Origin of the sequence: Pseudomonas sp. KK18 (assembly GCF_037094675.1) — a bacterium.
Lineage (GTDB): Bacteria > Pseudomonadota > Gammaproteobacteria > Pseudomonadales > Pseudomonadaceae > Aquipseudomonas.
Genome location: NZ_CP146605.1, coordinates 6369738 through 6388155, shown reverse-complemented (window position 1 = coordinate 6388155; position 18418 = coordinate 6369738). Strand labels below are relative to the sequence as shown.

Annotated in this window: 19 protein-coding genes; 11 read left to right on the top strand and 8 right to left on the bottom strand. The window is 62.1% G+C overall.

Annotated elements, in window-relative coordinates:
• The first annotated feature begins 7 nt into the window (after positions 1–7).
• The gene (locus V6607_RS28985; RefSeq protein WP_102604764.1) at positions 8–1135 is read left to right on the top strand and encodes a DUF6515 family protein; all 1128 of its coding nucleotides are present in this window, start codon (positions 8–10) and stop codon (positions 1133–1135) included.
• Here V6607_RS28985 and V6607_RS28980 read toward each other — a convergent pair.
• Both V6607_RS28980 and V6607_RS28975 read right to left on the bottom strand, forming a co-directional pair.
• Positions 1132–2025, bottom strand: coding sequence for a cation diffusion facilitator family transporter (locus tag V6607_RS28980; protein ID WP_087693591.1), 894 nt, complete (start codon positions 2023–2025; stop codon positions 1132–1134). The two genes, V6607_RS28985 and V6607_RS28980, sit on opposite strands and share 4 nt — an antisense overlap.
• Positions 2026–2040: 15 nt before the next feature.
• The gene (locus V6607_RS28975; protein ID WP_017476229.1) at positions 2041–2460 is read right to left on the bottom strand and encodes a hypothetical protein; all 420 of its coding nucleotides are present in this window, start codon (positions 2458–2460) and stop codon (positions 2041–2043) included.
• Between the two features lie 250 nt (positions 2461–2710).
• Here V6607_RS28975 and hrpB point away from each other — a divergent pair, with 250 nt between their 5' ends.
• Positions 2711–5218 (top strand): ATP-dependent helicase HrpB, encoded by a 2508-nt coding sequence (hrpB, locus tag V6607_RS28970; protein WP_134327358.1) that lies wholly within the window; start codon positions 2711–2713, stop codon positions 5216–5218.
• A gap of 138 nt (positions 5219–5356) precedes the next feature.
• Here the strand turns inward: hrpB and V6607_RS28965 are convergent, their stop codons facing one another.
• Positions 5357–6445, bottom strand: a complete 1089-nt coding sequence (locus tag V6607_RS28965) for an endonuclease/exonuclease/phosphatase family protein (protein ID WP_134327357.1) — start codon at positions 6443–6445, stop codon at positions 5357–5359.
• 40 nt (positions 6446–6485) lie between these two features.
• Positions 6486–7145 carry a YciC family protein gene (locus V6607_RS28960; protein ID WP_003215498.1) on the bottom strand — a complete coding sequence of 220 codons (660 nt, stop codon included), beginning with the start codon at positions 7143–7145 and terminating at the stop codon, positions 6486–6488.
• A gap of 179 nt (positions 7146–7324) precedes the next feature.
• On the opposite strand from V6607_RS28960, the gene V6607_RS28955 reads away from it, so the two are divergent.
• The 3 genes from V6607_RS28955 to V6607_RS28945 all read left to right on the top strand — a co-directional run bounded on the left by V6607_RS28955 (position 7325) and on the right by V6607_RS28945 (position 9337).
• Positions 7325–8095 carry a DUF2076 domain-containing protein gene (locus V6607_RS28955; RefSeq protein WP_008436594.1) on the top strand — a complete coding sequence of 257 codons (771 nt, stop codon included), beginning with the start codon at positions 7325–7327 and terminating at the stop codon, positions 8093–8095.
• Positions 8096–8224: 129 nt separating this feature from the next.
• Positions 8225–8701 carry an NYN domain-containing protein gene (locus V6607_RS28950; protein ID WP_003215502.1) on the top strand — a complete coding sequence of 159 codons (477 nt, stop codon included), beginning with the start codon at positions 8225–8227 and terminating at the stop codon, positions 8699–8701.
• 24 nt (positions 8702–8725) lie between these two features.
• On the top strand, positions 8726–9337 hold the full coding sequence (locus V6607_RS28945; RefSeq protein WP_003215504.1) for a 3'-5' exonuclease: 612 nt from the start codon (positions 8726–8728) through the stop codon (positions 9335–9337).
• A 130-nt stretch (positions 9338–9467) separates the two neighbouring features.
• Here V6607_RS28945 and V6607_RS28940 read toward each other — a convergent pair whose 3' ends face one another.
• Together V6607_RS28940 and V6607_RS28935 are read right to left on the bottom strand one after the other, a co-directional pair.
• Positions 9468–9761 carry a DUF3077 domain-containing protein gene (locus tag V6607_RS28940; RefSeq protein WP_134327356.1) on the bottom strand — a complete coding sequence of 98 codons (294 nt, stop codon included), beginning with the start codon at positions 9759–9761 and terminating at the stop codon, positions 9468–9470.
• A gap of 464 nt (positions 9762–10225) precedes the next feature.
• Entirely contained in the window at positions 10226–10687 is a 462-nt protein-coding gene (locus tag V6607_RS28935) for an Lrp/AsnC family transcriptional regulator (protein ID WP_003215506.1), read from the bottom strand.
• A gap of 160 nt (positions 10688–10847) precedes the next feature.
• Here V6607_RS28935 and yedA point away from each other — a divergent pair, with 160 nt between their 5' ends.
• From yedA to V6607_RS28920, 3 genes are all read left to right on the top strand, one after another.
• Positions 10848–11744, top strand: coding sequence for a drug/metabolite exporter YedA (gene yedA, locus V6607_RS28930; RefSeq protein WP_087693559.1), 897 nt, complete (start codon positions 10848–10850; stop codon positions 11742–11744).
• Positions 11745–11792: 48 nt separating this feature from the next.
• Positions 11793–13130: a DEAD/DEAH box helicase gene (locus V6607_RS28925; RefSeq protein ID WP_003215511.1), complete on the top strand. Its 1338-nt coding sequence runs from the start codon at positions 11793–11795 to the stop codon at positions 13128–13130.
• 195 nt (positions 13131–13325) lie between these two features.
• Positions 13326–13853, top strand: coding sequence for a hypothetical protein (locus tag V6607_RS28920; RefSeq protein ID WP_256662375.1), 528 nt, complete (start codon positions 13326–13328; stop codon positions 13851–13853).
• A 43-nt stretch (positions 13854–13896) separates the two neighbouring features.
• On the opposite strand, the gene V6607_RS28915 is transcribed toward V6607_RS28920, so the two are convergent.
• Both V6607_RS28915 and V6607_RS28910 read right to left on the bottom strand, forming a co-directional pair.
• Positions 13897–15144, bottom strand: a complete 1248-nt coding sequence (locus tag V6607_RS28915) for a TIGR03862 family flavoprotein (protein ID WP_338742308.1) — start codon at positions 15142–15144, stop codon at positions 13897–13899.
• Positions 15145–15316: 172 nt separating this feature from the next.
• A complete protein-coding gene (locus V6607_RS28910) occupies positions 15317–16237 on the bottom strand; it encodes a histone deacetylase (protein ID WP_134327354.1) in 921 nt (306 codons plus the stop codon).
• 76 nt (positions 16238–16313) lie between these two features.
• On the opposite strand from V6607_RS28910, the gene V6607_RS28905 reads away from it, so the two are divergent.
• The 3 genes from V6607_RS28905 to V6607_RS28895 are packed head-to-tail and all read left to right on the top strand — an operon-like array spanning position 16314 to position 18378.
• The gene (locus tag V6607_RS28905) at positions 16314–16883 is read left to right on the top strand and encodes a GNAT family N-acetyltransferase (RefSeq protein ID WP_134327353.1); all 570 of its coding nucleotides are present in this window, start codon (positions 16314–16316) and stop codon (positions 16881–16883) included.
• A gap of 41 nt (positions 16884–16924) precedes the next feature.
• Positions 16925–17794 (top strand): acyl-CoA thioesterase II, encoded by an 870-nt coding sequence (gene tesB, locus V6607_RS28900; RefSeq protein ID WP_010174840.1) that lies wholly within the window; start codon positions 16925–16927, stop codon positions 17792–17794.
• Positions 17791–18378, top strand: a complete 588-nt coding sequence (locus V6607_RS28895) for an HAD family hydrolase (RefSeq protein WP_087693557.1) — start codon at positions 17791–17793, stop codon at positions 18376–18378. The genes tesB and V6607_RS28895 overlap by 4 nt, the downstream gene beginning before the upstream one ends.
• The last annotated feature ends 40 nt before the right edge of the window (positions 18379–18418 follow it).

Below are 18418 nucleotides of genomic sequence, written 5' to 3'. Positions count from 1 at the left end.
GAATAGCATGAAGCGCATCTGGCGTTTGGCAGGTGTTGGTTTGCTGATGATGAGCGTTGGTGCGCAAGTGATGGCCGACGACCCGCCACGCCAGGAAGGCGGTGGTCAGCATGAAAGAGGCCCGGAAGGGCATCCAGGCAATAATCAGCCTCGGCCGCAGAACAACCAACCGCGACCACAAAATAATCAACCGCGTCCTGAAGCCCCTCGGCCCGAGAACAATCAGCCGCGTCCGCAGAATCAGCATTTCGAAAACAATCAGCCACGGCCGCAGAACCAGAATGTCGAGCGCCCGAATGGGGGTGGCCAGTGGCAAGGTCGTCCACAAGGCAACCAGCAGCAACCGCCGCACCCGGCGCCGCAGCCGGCCAATAACCTGCCGATCCAGGGTCGCCCGGATACCGTGCGCCAGACCCAGGAACCGCGTCAGGGCAATTACCAGGACATCCCGCGTCGCAACGACGGCAACCAGCATTGGCAGGCCGGCAATGGCGGCCAGGGTGGCCCGGGCCGGCCCGGCTTCAACGGGGGTAACGGCGGTGGCAATAACCACCCCAACGATCACCGCTGGCCAGGTCGCCCCGACGGGCACGGCAATGGCTGGGGGCCCGGCCCGCAATACCGTCCGGGTTATATCGTCGATCGCTTCCCCGACCGCAATTACCGCGTGCCGTATCGCGGCCAGGACTACTTCTTCTCGGGTGGCTACTGGTATCGCCCGCAAGGCCCGCGCTATGTCGTCGTGACGCCGCCTTACGGGATTCGCGTGCAATACCTGCCCGACTACGCGCGGGAAGTGTGGGTGGGCAGTGCGCTGTTCTTCCTCGCCGCCGGTGCCTATTACACCTACGAAGAAAGCAGCCAGCAGTACGTTGTGGTGCAGCCGCCACCCGCCGCGCCAGCGCCGCAGCCCGTGCCCCAGGGCAATGGTTATGACGTGGTGGCTTACCCGGCCAACGGCCAGTCACCGGCGCAGGTCCAGCAGGATGGTTACGACTGCTATCGCTGGGCGGTGCAACAAAGTGGCTTTGACCCAAGGACCGTCACCTACGCCCCCGACCCGGCCGTGGTGCAAACCTACCGCCAGGCCCAGGGCAACTGCCTGAGCAGTCGCGGGTATCAGGTGCAGTACTAGGCCTTCGCGCCCTTGACCACTTCCTGCGGGTCGGCGTGCACCAGCACTTCGGCTCGCGGGTAGGCGTTGTGGATGGCATCGGCGGCCTGGTCGCTGATGCCATGGGCCACCGACAGACTCAATTCCCCCGGTAACTCCAGGTGCAACTGCACAAACCAGTGGCTGCCGGAAATCCGCGTGCGCAAGTCATGTGCACCGAGTACACCGGGCACACTGCAGGCCAGTTCCAGCATGTGCTGGCTGACATCCGGCGGCAGTTCCTCGTCCATCAGCACCGAAAAACTTTCCCGGGCGATCTGGATGGCGCTCCACAAAATGTAGGCCGCGATGCCCAGGCCGAACCAGGCGTCCACCTGATGAAAACCAAACGCCGCCAGCACCAACGCCACCAGGATGCTGCCGTTGAGCATCATGTCTGAGCGATAGTGCAGCGAGTCGGCGCGGATGGCGTTGGAGCCGGTTTCGCGGATCACCCGGTATTGCAGGATCAGCAGCGCCGCCGTCAACGCCAGGGACAGAACGATCACGCCAATACTCAGCCATGGCGCGCCCACAGGTTCCGGATGCTGCAAACGCTGGAACGCCTGGAAGGCGATCAACACCGCACTGCCGGCGATGAACAGCGCCTGGGCCATGCCCGACAGGGATTCCGCCTTGCCGTGGCCATACCGGTGATCGTCATCGGCCGGGCGCAACGCGTAGTGCACGGCCAGCAAGTTGAGCAACGAGGTAACGCCGTCGAGCAGCGAGTCGGTCAACCCGGCGAGCATGCTCACCGAGCCGCTGAGCCACCAGGCGATGGCCTTGGTCACAATCAGCACACAGGCCACGCCGACGGAAGCGCGGGTGGCCAGGCGCAACAGCCGGGCGTGTTCGGGACTGGTGGTCATGGGGCGGGTCAGTCCTTAAGCGGCGGGTTGCAGGCCCAGGGTGGCGAGTTGTTGCACGCTGCCCTTGAACTGGATCATGCGCGGGTCGTCCAGCGGCAGGTTATGCCCAGTTTCTTTCTGGATGATGGTTTGCAGCTTGGCGTTATCGACCTTGCCGTCGGCGCCGATGGCTTGCTGGAGTTTTTCCGGGGCCACTTGGGCGGTCTTGCCAGGCTCGAAGTAAATCGCGCCGGTGGCGAAGTCGACACCAAAGGCGATCAGGCCCGGGATCACGTAGAACAGCAGGCCTACCGCATCGAGCACGGCAATTGCCGGGTCGATCTTGCCGTCGATCTGGCCCCGGCGGTCGGGGTAGAAAATCGAGCCGCAGGCCGTCAACTGGCTCAGCAGGGTGACGGCCAGAACACCGCCGATGACACGGGAAGCAACACGCATGGGACTCTCCTTGAACATAATGAAAATGACTATAAGCCAGTCTACAAGGCGACGATGATCAAGTGTGGGAGCTGGCTTGCCTGCGATGGCGGTGGTTCAGTTTCAGGTGTGTTGGCTGACACTCCGCTATCGCAGGCAAGCCCGCTCCCACCTTTGACCGCATTCCAGTCAGTACGGGGCCGTGTCGTTGAGACCACCACCGACACCCGGCAGTTCGCCGTTATACTCGCCGCTCTGCTTTGGAGCCAGTATGAATTCGTTGCCAATCGATGATGTTTTACCCGCCCTGCGTGACGCCCTGGCAACGCGCCATGAAGCCGTGCTCGAAGCACCGCCCGGCGCCGGTAAAACCACACGGGTGCCATTGGCGCTGTTGAATGAACCCTGGCTGGCCGGGCAAACCATCTTGATGCTCGAACCCCGGCGCCTCGCCGCCCGCGCCGCGGCAGAAAGGCTGGCCAGCGAACTGGGGGAAAAGGTCGGCGAAACCGTTGGCTACCGCATTCGCCTGGACAGTAAGGTCGGCCCCAACACCCGTATTGAAGTAGTCACCGAAGGCATCCTCACTCGGCGCCTGCAGGATGACCCGGCACTCGACGGCGTGGGTTTGTTGATCTTCGACGAGTTCCACGAACGCAGCCTGGACGCCGATCTGGCGCTGGCCCTTAGTCTTAATGGTCGAGACCTGTTTCGCGACGAGCAGCCACTGAAGATCCTGCTGATGTCCGCCACCCTGGAAGGCGAACGCCTGGCCGGTTTGCTGGACGACGCGCCGATCCTGCGCAGCGAAGGGCGCATGTACCCGGTGCAGATGCGCTGGGGCCGGCCATTCCAGCCCGGCGAATTTATCGAACCGCGGTTGGTGCAGACCATCCTTGAAGCCCTGCATGATGAAGGCGGCAGCGTGCTGGTGTTCCTGCCGGGGCAGGCCGAGATTCGTCGGGTTAATCAGCAATTGGCTGACGCGCTGGGCGATAACCCCGATGTGCTGCTATGCCCGCTGCACGGCGAACTGGACCTGGCCGCCCAGCGCGCCGCCATCGACCCGGCGCCCGCCGGCAAGCGCAAAGTGGTGCTGGCCACCAACATTGCCGAGACCAGCCTGACCATCAACGGCGTGCGCGTGGTGATCGACGCCGGGTTGGCGCGGGTCCCGCGTTTCGACCCGGGCAGCGGCATGACCCGTCTCGACACCCAGCGCATCTCTCGCGCCAGCGCCACCCAGCGTGCCGGCCGGGCAGGGCGACTGGAGCCGGGGGTGTGTTATCGGTTGTGGTCCGAGGACCAGCATGAAGGGCTGGCGGCGTATTCCAGTGCGGAAATTCTCTCGGCGGATCTTTCCGGTTTGGCCCTGCAATTGGGCCGCTGGGGCGTGGCGCCTACTCAGTTGGTATGGCTCGACGTTCCGCCCACCGCGGCTTATGCACAGGCCCAGGATTTGCTCGAGCGCCTCGGAGCGTTGAGCGATACCAAGCTGACCGCCCACGGCCAGAAAATGGCCGGGTTGCCGGCGCACCCGCGAATCGCTCATTTGCTGCTGCGTGGTCAGGATCTGGGCCTGGCGAGCATGGCCTGTGACGTGGCGGCACTGTTGGGTGAGCGCGATATCCTGCGTGGTGCCGGTGCGGATTTGCACAGCCGCCTGGCCCTGTTATCCGGTGAAGAAAAGGCCCGTGGCACCCAGGGCGGCGTGCAGCGTGCCCGGCAACTGGCGCGGCAATACCGTGGCTATTTAAGAGGCAAGGCAGAGCAGCCGGTGGCTGATCCCGATCATCCGCGCTGGCTCGGCGCCTTGCTGGCGCTGGCCTACCCGGACCGCGTCGCCCAGCAACGGCGGGCGGGCGGTGCCGAATACCGCCTCGCCAACGGCCGTGCCGCGTTGTTCGCCGAAGCCGACAGCCTGATGAAACAACCCTGGCTGGTGATTGCCGATCTGGGCAGCCGCCAGGGCCAGCGTGAAGAACGGATTTACCTCGCGGCGGATTTTGATCCGGCGTTGTTCGACTCGGTATTGGCCGAACAGGTGCGCAATGTCGACCAACTCGATTGGGACGAACGCGAGGGCGTGCTGCGCGCCGAACGCCAGCGCAAGGTCGGCGAACTGGTGCTCAGCCGCGAGCCGCTGACCGGCCTCGACGAATCTGCCCGCAGCCAGGCGCTGGTCAACCTGGTGCGGCGCAAAGGTCTCGAACTGCTGCCCTGGACCCCGGAGCTGCGCCAATGGCAGGCGCGGGTGATGCTGATGCGTGGTCTGGATAGCGGCAAGGCCAGTGAATGGCCGGATGTCAGCGACAGCGCCTTGCTTGCCAGCCTGGAACACTGGTTGATGCCGTACCTGGGCAAGGTGTCGCGCCTGAGCCATTTCGCCAATCTGGATATTTCCAGCTTCCTGCATAACCTGCTGCCGTGGCCGTTGCCGGCGCGGTTGGACGAGCTGGCGCCGCACCATCTGAAGGTGCCGTCGGGCTCGTCGGTGCGGCTGGACTACAGCGAGCAGCCGCCGATTCTGGCGGTGCGCTTGCAGGAATTGTTCGGGCTGGCGGACACCCCACGGATTGCCGGCGGGCGGCAGGTGGTCAAGCTGCACCTGTTGTCGCCGGCCAGACGGCCCGTGCAGGTGACGCAGGACCTGGCGAACTTCTGGCGCAGTACTTACGCCGAGGTGAAGAAGGATTTGAAGGGGCGATATCCCAAGCATTACTGGCCGGATGATCCGTTGATTGCTGAACCGACTGCCCGGATCAAGCCGAGAAAGTAAGTACATCGCAGATCTAATGTGGGAGCTGGCTTGCCTGCGATGGCATCACCTCGGTCTGTCGGATAGACCGAGGTGCCTGCATCGCGGGCAAGCCCGGCTCCCACACAAGCCAGCTCCCACACTGTTTCGCCGCGTGGCTTACTGCGCGGCGGGCAACAGGAACCGCGCAATCACCGGCAAATGATTGGAGATACGCACCGTATCGCTCTGGCGCACCTTGCTCTCAACCTTCTTGATGCGCGAGCTGTGGAACAGGTAATCCAGCGTACGATCCGGCCCCTCTACGGTTGGGTCATTCGGGAAATACGTCAGCCACTGGTCCCGGTCAATCCCGCTGGATTGGCTGTTGCTCGGGATCATCGGGTACTTTTCCCACAGCAGGTGCAGCTCACTGTCCGGCGAGTATTGCCCGCGCTTGCCGGGGTCCAGGCGCAGGAATTGCCCGAGCGGCAACAGGTTGAAATCCCCACCCATCAGCCATGGCGTGCCGCGGCTCTCGAATTTATCCACCAGCTTGACGGTCGCCTGCACCTGTTCCAGCACGGCGTTGTGCCCGGGGGCCGCGCCGTCCAGGCGAGTATTGAGCACGGCCAACTGGCCGCCATCGCTCAACGGCAGGTAGGTCAGCAATAACGCGGGCTTGGGCTGGAACTGACGGCTGATCAGGTTGGCGCGTGCCACCGGCAATTGCAGGCGCTCGGCGTGTTCGATCTGGTAGCGGCTCATGGTCACCAGCTTGCGGCCGACGCTGCCGAAGATATGCAGGTCGGGCACGAAGTCGGCTTTCCAGTCGAAGGCCTGGGCGCTGCACGGGTAGAGGTCGGCCAGGCGCTCCTGGAGCAAGGCCAGTTGGTCCTGGTAGCTGGAAGGCTTGGCGCCTTCGTCGACTTCCTGCAACAGCAGGATGTCGGGCTGCTCGTCGCGGATCACCCGCGCCACTTCGTCGAGGCTTGAAGCCATGTCTTCAACGGTCGGGCGGTCGTCCGGGCCGCTGCCGTCCGGGGTGTCGTACCAGAACACGTAGTTCTTGCCCGCCAGGTACTGCACGTTCCAGGTCATGACCTTTAGCGCCTGCCCAGGCAGCAGGGTCGGCGCACGGGGCGCGACGCAGCGGATGGGCAGGGTTTCCTTGTCGGCAGGGCGCCAGGTCAGGCTGTAGATCAAGCCGGTCAGCAGGGCCGCGAGGATCAGCAGGCCCAGCAAGGTAATGCGCAGTAGTCGGGTCATCGGCTCGGCTTATGGCGTTGCAGGACAGGCCCGGAGCATATCACCGCGCGTCGGCGTCGCCACCAATCAACATGAACAGGCGGAACAACACCACGCTGGTGAACAGTTGCAGGAAGCTCTGTGCGCTGTCGATCAGCAGGCCCAGCAGCGGGTTCGGGTCCGGATAGACCGCCACGCTGGCGCCCTTGAGCAACCACAGCGGGGTCATCACGCACAGCAGGCACACCAGGATCCGCCAGAAATGCCCACGGGTCAGGCGCAGGCTTTCCTTCATGGCCGACAGCGCCGACATGCCCCGCAGCACCAGCAGGTATTCGGCGAAAGCCAGCACCACCATCAGCCACAGGCCGGGCAGGAAATACAGCGACAGGCCCAGCAGGATCAGCAGCGTGCTGATTGCCGTCAGCAGGGCAAAGCGCGGCCACAGGGTCAGGGCCATGGCCAGCACATCCAGGGTGCGCGGCGATTCACCCCGGGTGCGGGCGTCGAGGAACAGGATCAGTGCGCCGGTGTACAGCGGGTACACCAGCAGCCCGATCACCACGCTGTAACCGGGAAACGCGTCTGGGCCGAGCGTGTGGTCGAGCACCTGTTGCAGCAGGGCTTCGAGGATCACCAGTGGCAGGCACAACTGCACGATGGCGCCCAGGTTGCGCTTGAAAAAGAAGAAGGAGTCGCGCAATACGTCTAACGGATTCATCAGGGTCTTCACAGGCCGAAAAGCAAGGGCGTTACTTTAACCGATCAAGAGCAGATGCAAGCAAACGTAAACCTTGCGTAAAGACCATTGAAACAATCAGCAACAGCCCCATAACTGGGTTGTACCTTGCACATCGTGCGCAAGGCGAAGATTTCTACCGGCAATCTAACGAGGTCGCCATGAACAGCGAAGAACAAACCCTGATCGACGGACTGTTTTCACGGTTGCAGCAAGCCGAAACGGACTCAGCCCCCCGCGACGCCCAGGCTGAAGCGCGGATCAAGGAACACGTCACTCGCCAACCGGCCGCTGCGTACTACATGACCCAGTCGATTCTGGTGCAAGAGCACGCGATCAAGAGCCTCGATGCGCAGAACAAGCAGCAGGCCCAGCAGATCCAGGAGTTGCAGGACCAACTGCAACAGGCCAGGTCCCAGGCGGCGCAGCCTGCACCGAGCAGTGGCGGTTTCCTGTCGAGCATTTTCGGCGGCGGTTCCCGTGACCCGCAGCCGACCCAGAGCGCACCTGCGTCGTCGGGCGGTGGCTGGCGTGAACCAGCGCGTCCGTCGTTTGGCGGGCAACCTGCGCCGCAGCAGAACTACGGTGCTCCCCAGCAGAACTATCAGCAGCCACAACAGGCACCCGCAGCGCCGATTGGCAGCGGTTTCCTCGGCGGCGCCCTGAAAACCGCAGCTGGCGTGGCCGGTGGTGTGATGCTGGCAGAAGGCATCAGCAGCCTGTTCAGCCACAACTCGCAACAACCGCAAGTGGTTGAAGAGATCATCCGCGAAGAGCCGGCCCCGGCAAGCGACAACGGCAACTGGGGCAACGACGACCAGAAATATGCCGGTAACGACAGCTGGGGCAGCGATAACGCCTCCGACAGCTTCGCCGACAACGACTATTCCGACGACTCCTCCTCCTTTGGCGACGACGATTCCTTCGTCTGACCCACACTCAACCGGGGCGCTTCGTCGCCCCGGGCTGATTTTTCTCGGAAACTCCCTTGTGGCTGGCATACTGGCAACCTTTCCGGGCCCTTGAGTCCGGGGTCCATGCGCGTGTCATGAGGATTTGCGGTGAAAAAGATAGCCGTGTTCGCCGATGTACAAAACCTCTACTACACCGTGCGCCAGGCGTACGGCTGTCACTTCAACTACGCCGCCCTGTGGGCTGATATCAGCCAGCGCGGGCAGATTGTCGAGGCGTATGCCTATGCCATCGACCGTGGCGACAGCAAACAGCAGCAGTTCCAGCAGATCCTGCGCAACCTGGGTTTTACCGTGAAGCTCAAGCCCTACATCCAGCGCAGCGACGGCTCGGCCAAGGGCGACTGGGACGTGGGCATCACCATCGACATCATGGACGCCGCCGCCCATGTCGACGAAGTGGTGCTGGCCTCCGGCGACGGTGATTTCGACATGCTGCTGGACCGCATCATCAGCAAGCACGGCGTCGAAGCCGTGGCCTACGGCGTGCCGGGGCTGACGGCCAACTCATTGATACGCGCCGCCAGCCGCTACGTGCCGATTGAAGGCGCGTTGCTGCTTAAATAGATTTTTGACGGAGTTGGAACAGGTTTGGAACGTATAGCGGTCATCGACTTTGAAACCACCGGCATCCAGCCGAGCAGCAGCTGCCGGGCCACGGAAATCGCCGTGGTCATCCTGGAGCAGGGCCAGATCGTGGACCGCTACCAGAGCCTGATGAACGCTGGTGTGCGTGTGCCGGGGTTTATCGAGCAACTGACCGGCATCAGCAACGCCATGCTGCGCACCGCACCGTCGGCGGAGCGGGTGATGAACGAGGTGAACGAGTTTGTCGGCACCACGCCGCTGCTGGCCCACAACGCCGCGTTTGACCAGAAGTTCTGGGATTTCGAGCTGGGGTTGATCCGGCGTACGCGTTTGCAGAAGTTTGCCTGTTCGCTATTGCTGGCGCGACGCTTGATGCCGGCGGCGCCGAACCACAAGCTGGGTACCCTGACCTCGTTTGCCCAACTGCCCCACACCGGCAAGGCTCACCGGGCGATGGCGGACGCGGAGATGGCGGCGAACCTTACCGCTCACCTGGCCGAGGAACTGCGTCGCACCCACGGGTTGCGGGAGTTGTCACACGAATTGCTGTGCAGCTTGCAGAAGGTTCCGGCGGCGAAGATCAATGATCATCTGAAGAAGCATCGCGGGTTCTAACCTGGCAATGATCGTTCCCACGCTTCGCGTGGGAATGCCGCACTGGACGCTCCGCGTCCGCTCTTGAAGTCGTGACGCAGAGCGTCACCGGATGCATTCCCACGCAGAGCGTGGGAACGAGTTGCGGTGGTTATCGAGGCTGTAAGCAGTCCAGCGACCGATCCACCACCACCTTCGCCATCTCCACCAAATGCATCACCGCCCGCTGCTGCCCGTTCATCGGCTCGCCGGGTATCTGTGCGGTTGCCACGGCGCAATGCAGCAAATCGGCCGCCCGTGCCAGGGCGTCTTCGAAACTCATGTTGTCGTTGAGCACGAAGGGTGCGCCGTCCGGTGCGCAGGCTTTGAGGTAGTAATCGATGGCGCGGCGGGTGAGTGGGCTGTCGCTGCAAAATTCTGGTGGATCGGGGGTGACTTTGACCATGGTGGAACTCCTTTGAGGTAAGAAGCTATCACCGTTCGCTTGCACGCGAATGAAGGTGGCAGCTGTACGCAGGTGTGCAAGACCGGGGCAAAGGAAAACCCGGCAGATCCGAGGACCTCCCGCGCACAGCCGCCATAACAGATAACGTCGGACGTTGAGGAGTAGGGCGTCTGTATATCCTTGCCAGTCGGACTTGCACGTCCGGTCGTCGATTGTTCGATGACCGAGCGAGACTAGCTACCTGATCCGGCCGAAACAAGGCGGTTGGATTTTCTAGGAAAGGTCCTGCAAATGAAAGGGATCCGTCTTGCTGGCCCTAAAAAGTGTGCCCGTGGCGATCGTTCCCACGCTCCGCGTGGGAATGCCGCCCTGGACGCTCTGCGTCCGCTCTTGAAGTCGTGACGCAGAGCGTCACCGGATGCGTTCCCACGCAGAGCGTGGGAACGAGCTGCCGAGCGGCGTGTTCAGTTGCCACTCTTCCCATTCCCCTCCAACTGCCCCAACGGCACCCGCCGCTCTATCGCGCTCGACAAGATGATCGAGGTCTTGCTGAACCCGAATTTCGCCACCCGATTGATCAGGTTCTCCAGCTCCGGCATCGAGCCCACCGCCGCCTGCATGATCACGCACGGATCGCCCGTCACCCGATGGCATTCAGTCAACTCGGGAATTTCCGAAAGCGCGTCGTAAACCTTCTGGCTCCCATGATTGGTCAACCGCAACTCAATCACGCACTGGATCGGCAACCCCACCTTCGACAGGTCGACCTTGGCCTGATACCCGGTAATCACACCACTGGCTTCCAGTTTCGCCACTCGCTCAGCCACGGCGGGTGCGGACAGGTTCACGGTGCGCGCCAGTTGCGCGTAGGACGCGCGGCCGTCTTCCAGCAGGGCGCTGAGAAGCATACGGTCGTATTTGTCCATGATAAGGCTCCGGGAATGCATAGCTTTCGAAAGCACGGTTTATAGCCTTGATAACCATGTTTTGAAAAGTGTACTGGCGCTTTAAACAGGTTTTGTAACTTATGTTTACGGCCGGGGATTTCTAAAATAACGCTCCCTTGTCCTGCCACAGAGCTGCCCAATGCCTGGCCCACGTCGCTTTCCCTTACCGTTGATCGCCGCCTTTTTTGCGTTGTATGTGATCTGGGGGTCTACCTACCTGGTGATTCGCATTGGTGTGGAGTACTGGCCGCCGCTGTTGCTGGCGGGGATTCGCTTTATGACGGCGGGCGCGCTGATGTATGCCTTCCTGCGCTGGCGTGGGGCCCCGGCGCCGACGTGGGTGCAGTGGAAGGCTGCCGCGAAGATCGGCATTTTGCTGCTGACCTTCGGCAACGGTGCGGTCAGTGTGGCCGAACATACGGGCGTGGCTTCCGGCGTGGCCGCGTTGGCGGTGGCGACGGTGCCGTTGTTCACCTTGCTCTGTGGTTATTTCTGGGGCGCGCGCAATACCCGTCTGGAATGGGCCGGGGTGGTGCTGGGGATTATCGGCATCGCCATGCTCAATATGGGCTCCAACCTGCAATCGAGCCCCACCGGTGCGGCCTTGCTGATTTTTGCGGCGGCGGCCTGGGCCTTTGGTTCGGTGTGGAGCAAGCATTTGCCGCTGCCTCAAGGCGCGATGGCCAGTGCGGCGGAGATGCTGATCGCAGGTTTCGTGCTGCTGTTGCTCAGTGCCGTCAGCGGCGAACACCTCCAAGCCATGCCGCCGCTGGAAGGCTGGCTGGCCCTGGCGTACTTGACCGTGTTCGGCTCGATCATCGCCTTCAATGCCTATATGTACCTGCTCAAGCACGTACGCCCGGCGGCGGCCACCAGCTATGCCTACGTCAATCCGGCGGTGGCGGTGTTGCTCGGGATTGTGTTTGTCGGTGAGACCATCGGCATGGAAGAAGCCCTGGCAATGTTGGTGATTATCAGCGCGGTGCTGCTGATCAGCCTGCCACAGTGGCGAAAGCCAAAACCGGAAATAAGGTAAACTGCCGCGCATTGCGACCTTGCGCTGACTTTTTCCTACGGTATTTCCATGACTTTCGCCACACTTGGCCTGATCGAACCCTTGCTGCGCGCCCTTGAGACGCTTGGCTACCAGACCCCGACGCCGGTGCAGGCGCAAGCCATTCCGGCGGTGCTGGCAGGCCGTGACCTGATGGCTGCGGCCCAGACCGGCACCGGCAAGACCGCCGGTTTCGCCGTGCCGCTGCTGCAACTGCTGACCATGGAAGGGCCGAAAGTCAGCGCCAACTCGGTGCGCGCGCTGATCCTGTGCCCGACCCGCGAACTGGCCGAGCAGGTTCATGCGAGCGTCGCCGAGTACGCCCAAAACGTGCCGCTGACCACTTACGCCGTGTACGGCGGCGTGAGCATCAACCCGCAGATGATGAAGCTGCGCAAAGGCGTTGATGTGCTGGTCGCCACCCCTGGCCGCCTGATCGACCTGTTCCGCCAGAACGCGCTGAAGCTCAACCAGCTGCAAACCCTGGTGCTGGATGAAGCCGACCGCATGCTCGACCTGGGCTTCTCCGAAGAACTGGCGAACATCTACCGCATGCTGCCGAAAAAGCGCCAGACCTTGCTGTTCTCCGCAACCTTCTCCGACGAGATCCGCCAGTTGGCCGGGCAGATGCTCAACGACCCGCTGACCGTCGAAGTCAGCCCGCGCAACGTCGCCGCCAACACCGTCAAGCAATGGGTGGTGCCGGTGGACAAGAAGCGCAAGGCCGAGCTGTTTGTGCACCTGATGCGCAAGGGCCGCTGGAAGCAGGTGCTGGTGTTCGCCAAGACCCGTAACGGTGTGGACGCGCTGGTGGAAAAACTCCAGGGCCTGGGCATCAACGCCGACGGGATTCACGGCGACAAGCCACAAGCCACGCGCCAGCGTGCGCTGGATCGCTTCAAGAGCAGCGACGTGCAGATCCTGGTGGCCACCGACGTGGCGGCCCGTGGCCTGGATATCGAAGACTTGCCGCTGGTGGTCAACTTTGACCTGCCGATCGTGGCCGAGGACTACATCCACCGCATCGGCCGTACCGGTCGTGCGGGCAACACCGGTGAGGCGATTTCCCTGGTGTGCGCCGATGAAGTGAACATGCTGTCGGCCATCGAGATGCTGACCCGTCAGACGTTGACCCGGAAGATGGAGCAGGACTTCGAACCGGAGCACCGTGTGCCGGATACCGATGCCACTGGTCAGGTGGTGAAGAAGCCGAAAAAGCCGAAGAAACCCAAGGCTTCGGGCGGCGGTGGTGGCAAGCGCAACCTGGGCAAGTGGGTGGACAGCGGGGAGGCGACGCCGGTCGAGCCTTCGATCAAGCCAGTGCGTAAGGTGCCCGTGTTTAACACCGGGCCGCGGAAAAAGAAGTAGGGCTTGTTGGTTATCAAGTAAACGCATAGTGACTACCGTGAGCGGAGCAATTCCGCTCGCGTCAAGTTGTGCCTCGTCATCCTTGATGAGTTATTGCTTGTGATTTGGATATTTTTTGTAATTGTCGCCGTGTTTAAGTGCTGGAACTTAAAATGCTTCATTTCCACTGAGGTTGAGTCAGAAACTGATTTCTGAATGACGAACTTAGATGGAGATGTAGATATGGCTGTGTTTTTAGTACCTTTTGTTTTGCCGGTCCTGGCGGCGGCGGGCATTATCGGCGGCGTTGTTGTAGACGGCGAAATCAAGAAAGGCAAGGCTGCTGACGAGAAAGCTTTCAAGCAGGTAGAGTTGCGTGTGGCCGAATTAAGGTCCCGGGTTGAAGACCATGCGGCGCGCGGCGAGTATGGGCAGGCAATCCATTCGTTCAGAGAGTTGATGTCGTTGTATGAGGCTAATTATTCGATCAGTCCTGAGATAAGGGCGCCATTGGATAAGTATCTACAGGATATGCTTTATACCAGTCAGGAAGAGGGCCAGAAACTCAGCTACGCCTTCAAGCAGGAATGGAACGATTTGAAACACGGCGATCCTTCCAGACTCTTCAGTGCGTATTCAAGTTATATAGAAAATCTGAAAATTTTACTGCCTGAAGAGGATGCTTTCCTGCAGAAGCAAGTAACAGCTTTTAAACGTGCCTATCCCGATCTAACAGCCAGTTGAGTCAGAGGTAACTTTGCTGCCGGGCGGTGATGGGGTGAGTGGGTCATGCCGGGGTGGCCGGCCTCAACCACTCAAGAACACCGCGCCCTGCCGCCTGCCCGCTGGCAAAACACCCCGTCAGCAAATACCCGCCCGTCGGCGCTTCCCAGTCCAGCATCTCGCCTGCGCAAAAAACGCCCGGCAATTGCTTGATCATCAAGCGTTCATCCAGCGCCTCAAACGGCACGCCGCCTGCGGTACTGATGGCTTCATCCATTGGCCGGGTTTTCACCAGCGTCAGCGGCAGCGCCTTGATATCCACCGCCAGCTGCGCCGGATCATTGAAGTGCTCCGCCGGTGACAGCTCGCGCAAAAGCGCCGCCTTCACCCCATCCAATCCCAACTGACTGTGCAAATGCTTGCTCATCGAGCGTGAGCCGCGCGGCTTGCTCAGCGCTGCGATCACCTTGTCCAGTGGCTTACTCGGCAACAGGTCAATGTGCACCGTGGCCGATCCATCCCGGTTGATCGCCTCACGAATCGGTGCCGACAACGCATAGATCAGGCTGCCTTCGATGCCCGTGGCGGTGACCACACATTCCCCCAGCCGTGGCTTGTCGTCTGCCAGGCCAATGGCGACGTTTTTCAGCGGTGCCCCGGCGAATTTGCTGACCATCAACTCGCTCCAGGCCGACACCTCGAAGCCACAGTTGCTCGGTTGCAACGCCGCGTAAGGCACGCCTTTGTCTTCCAGCAACTTCAGCCACGCCCCATCCGAGCCCAAGCGCGACCAACTGCCGCCGCCCAAGGCCAGCAACACTGCATCACCGCGTACGCTTTTGTCGCCCTCGGGGCTGTGGATAAGCAGGCTGCCATCGGCATTCCAACCCAGCCAGCGATGGCGGGTGTGGATAACTACGCCCTGGTCGCGCAGGCGCTTGAGCCAGGCCCGCAGCAGCGGGGCGGCTTTCATGTCAGTAGGAAACACCCGGCCGGAGCTGCCGATAAAGGTTTCAATCCCCAACCCGTGTATCCATTCGCACAACGCTTCGGCACCGAACTGACGCAGCAACGGCGCCATGCACGGCGCCCGCTCGGCATAGCGCGCCAGAAACTGCGGGTACGGTTCGGAATGGGTGATGTTCATGCCGCCCACGCCCGCCAGCAGGAACTTGCGGCCTACCGAGGGCATGCCGTCGTAGAGGTCGACCCGGATCCCGGCCTGGCTCAACACTTCGGCGGCCATCAGCCCGGCCGGGCCGCCGCCGATGATGATGATGACGTGTTGAGATGGGGTTTGAGTCTGGGGCATAGGGATAACTGCGGTTCGGCAAAGTAGGCCGAGCATTCTACCCGAGGATGCTCATGCTGCCTGATCAAAAAACATACAGCCTTCTGCAGGCCAGGCGGCTTATGGCCTGCCGGGGCTTTCACTCAGGTTATCCACAGGCAGTTCCACAGCGATTGTGGGTAACGCGCATAACTCAATGACAGCCTGATGAAGTCCAGACGCGCTGCGCGCTGTGGTGCAGGATCCCGTGGCGACGGGCCAGGGCAGGGCGGTCTTTGCTGTAGCCGCCGCCGATCACCCCGACCACCGGAATATTGCGGCCCAGGCAGTGCCGCATCACGCTTTCATCGCGGGCGGCGACGCCTTGGTCTGTCAGCTTGAGGTAGCCGAGGGCGTCGTCCTTGTGCACATCCACGCCGGCGTCATACAGCACCAGGTCGGGCTGATACAGCGGCAGCAGGTAGTTGAGGGCATCGTCGACCACCTTGAGGTAGTCCGCGTCGCCCATGCCCATCGGCAGCGGGATGTCCCAGTCGCTTTGCGCCTTGCGCGCGGGGAAGTTCTTTTCGCAGTGCAGGGACACGGTGATTGCATCCGGGGTGTCGTGGAGGATGCGTGCGGTGCCGTCGCCCTGGTGCACGTCGCAGTCGAAGATCAGCACCCGGTTGACCCGCCCGCTGGCCAGCAGGTAATGGCTGATCACGGCCAGGTCATTGAAGATGCAGAAACCCGCCGGGTAATCGTAGTGGGCGTGGTGGGTGCCGCCGGCCAGGTGGCAGGCCAGGCCGTGCTCCAGGGCCTGCTCGGCGGCCAGCAACGAGCCGCCCACCGCGCGCACGGTGCGCCGGGCCAGGGCTTCGCTCCAAGGCAGGCCAAGGCGCCGTTGGTCTTCGCGCGACAACTCGCCGCTCATGTAGCGTTCGATATACCCAGGTTCATGGGCCAGGGCCAGAATCTCGGCGGGGCAGAGTTCCGGGCGCAGCAGTTGGCTGTCCCGTGTCAGGCCGCTCTCCACCAGATGGTCACGCAACAGGCGGAATTTATCCATGGGGAAGCGGTGGTCTGCCGGGAACTCGGGGCTGTAGTCGTCGTGGTAGATCAATGGCAAGGGCATGGCGATTTCTGACGGGAACCAGCGACGGATCTTAACAGCGCGTTACACTCACGCACATGGCAAGGGAGGGGGACCAATGGAGCCGATACTGCAATTGGAAAGCGCACGCCTGGTGCTGCGCCAATGGAGCGATGCCGACTTGCCGGAGTTTGCGCGCATGTGCGCCGACCCGCAGGTGATGCGGTATTTCCCGGCCACCTTGAGCCGCCTGGAAAGTGCTGCGCTGATCGGACGTATTCGCGGCCATTTTGCCGAGTACGGTTTTGGCCTGTGGGCCTTGCAGCGCAAGGACAGCGGCGAGTTCATCGGCCTCACCGGCTTGCTGAATGTGAGCTTCGAGGCCCCGTTCACTCCGGCGGTGGAGATCGGCTGGCGCCTGGCCAGGGAACACTGGGGCCTGGGTTACGCCAGCGAAGCCGCCTGGACTGCCCTGCGCTGTGGTTTCGACCGGCTGAAGCTGGACGAAATCGTTTCGTTTACCACTGAAGCCAATCTGCCATCACAAAAAGTCATGCAGGCCATCGGTATGCATTACGATCCCCTGTCAGATTTTGAACACCCCAAGGTCGCAGCCGATGACCCCTTGCGGCATCATGTGTTGTATCGCATCACCCGCGCCCAATGGTTGGACACGCTGCACGGATAAGCAGCCCGGAATGCCCAATAGATTGTTGTAGGAGATGCTCTATGAGCCAAGTGTTGGAAGATCTGGTGGACCTGCTGACCCTGGAACCGATCGAGGAAAACCTCTTTCGCGGCCGCAGCCAGGACCTGGGCTTTCGCCAGCTGTTCGGCGGCCAGGTGCTCGGCCAGTCGCTGTCGGCGGCCAGCCAGACCGTTGAAGAGACGCGGCATGTGCATTCGTTGCACGGTTACTTCCTGCGCCCCGGCGATGCGGCGTTGCCGGTGGTGTATTCGGTTGACCGGGTGCGCGATGGCGGCAGTTTCAGCACGCGCCGGGTGACGGCGATCCAGAAGGGCAACCCGATCTTCACCTGCAGCGCTTCGTTCCAGTATGACGAAGAAGGCTTCGAGCACCAGACCACCATGCCCGTGGTGGTCGGCCCGGAGAACCTGCCGTCGGAGCTGGAACTGACCCAGCAGCGCGCGCACCTGATTCCCGAGCACATGCGCGAAAAGCTGCTGTGCCCCAAGCCAATCGAAGTAAGGCCGGTGACCGAGAAAGACCCGTACAACCCGCAGCCGTCCGACCCGGTCAAATACGTGTGGTTTCGTGCGGACGGCGCCCTGGCCGACTCGCCGGCGCTGCACAAATACCTGCTGGCCTACGCTTCGGACTTCGGCCTGCTGACCACCTCGCTGCTGCCCCACGGCAAGACCGTGTGGCAGAAAGACATGCAAGTCGCCAGCCTCGACCACGCGCTGTGGTTCCACGCCGACCTGCGTGCCGATGACTGGTTGCTCTACGCCATGGACAGCCCATGGGCCGGCAATTCCCGTGGGTTCTCCCGGGGCAGCGTGTACAACCGCGCCGGGCAACTGGTGGCATCGGTTACCCAGGAAGGCTTGATTCGTCATCGCAAGGATTGGGCATGAGCCTCAGTGATGTGAAGCACTGGGTGTTCGACATGGATGGCACCCTGACGGTGGCCGTGCATGATTTTGCGGCGATCCGCGTGGCCCTGGATATTCCGGCGACTGACGACATTCTTACGCACCTGGCGGCGTTGCCCGCCGATGAAGCAGCGGCCAAGCATGCGTGGTTGCTTGCGCATGAGCGTGAGCTGGCGCTGGGTTCGGTAGCCGCTACCGGTGCCGTGGAGTTGGTGCGGGAATTGGCCGGGCGGGGTTATCGCCTGGGCATCCTGACGCGCAATGCGCGGGAGCTGGCCCATGTGACATTGCAGGCGATCGGCCTGGAGGACTGCTTTGCAGCCGAGGATGTGTTGGGGCGTGATGATGCGCCGCCCAAGCCTGACCCGGGTGGTTTGTTGAAGCTGGCGCGAGCGTGGGAAGTGGCGCCGCAAGAGATGGTGATGGTCGGTGATTACCGGTTTGATCTGGATTGCGGGCGGGCGGCGGGGACGAAGACTGTGCTGGTCAATCTGCCGGAAAACCCGTGGCCGGAGCTGGCGGATTGGCATGCTGAAGATTGCGCGGTATTGCGCCGGATGATTTAGTCCGGTCGATGAAAATCCAATGTGGGAGCGGGCTTGCTCG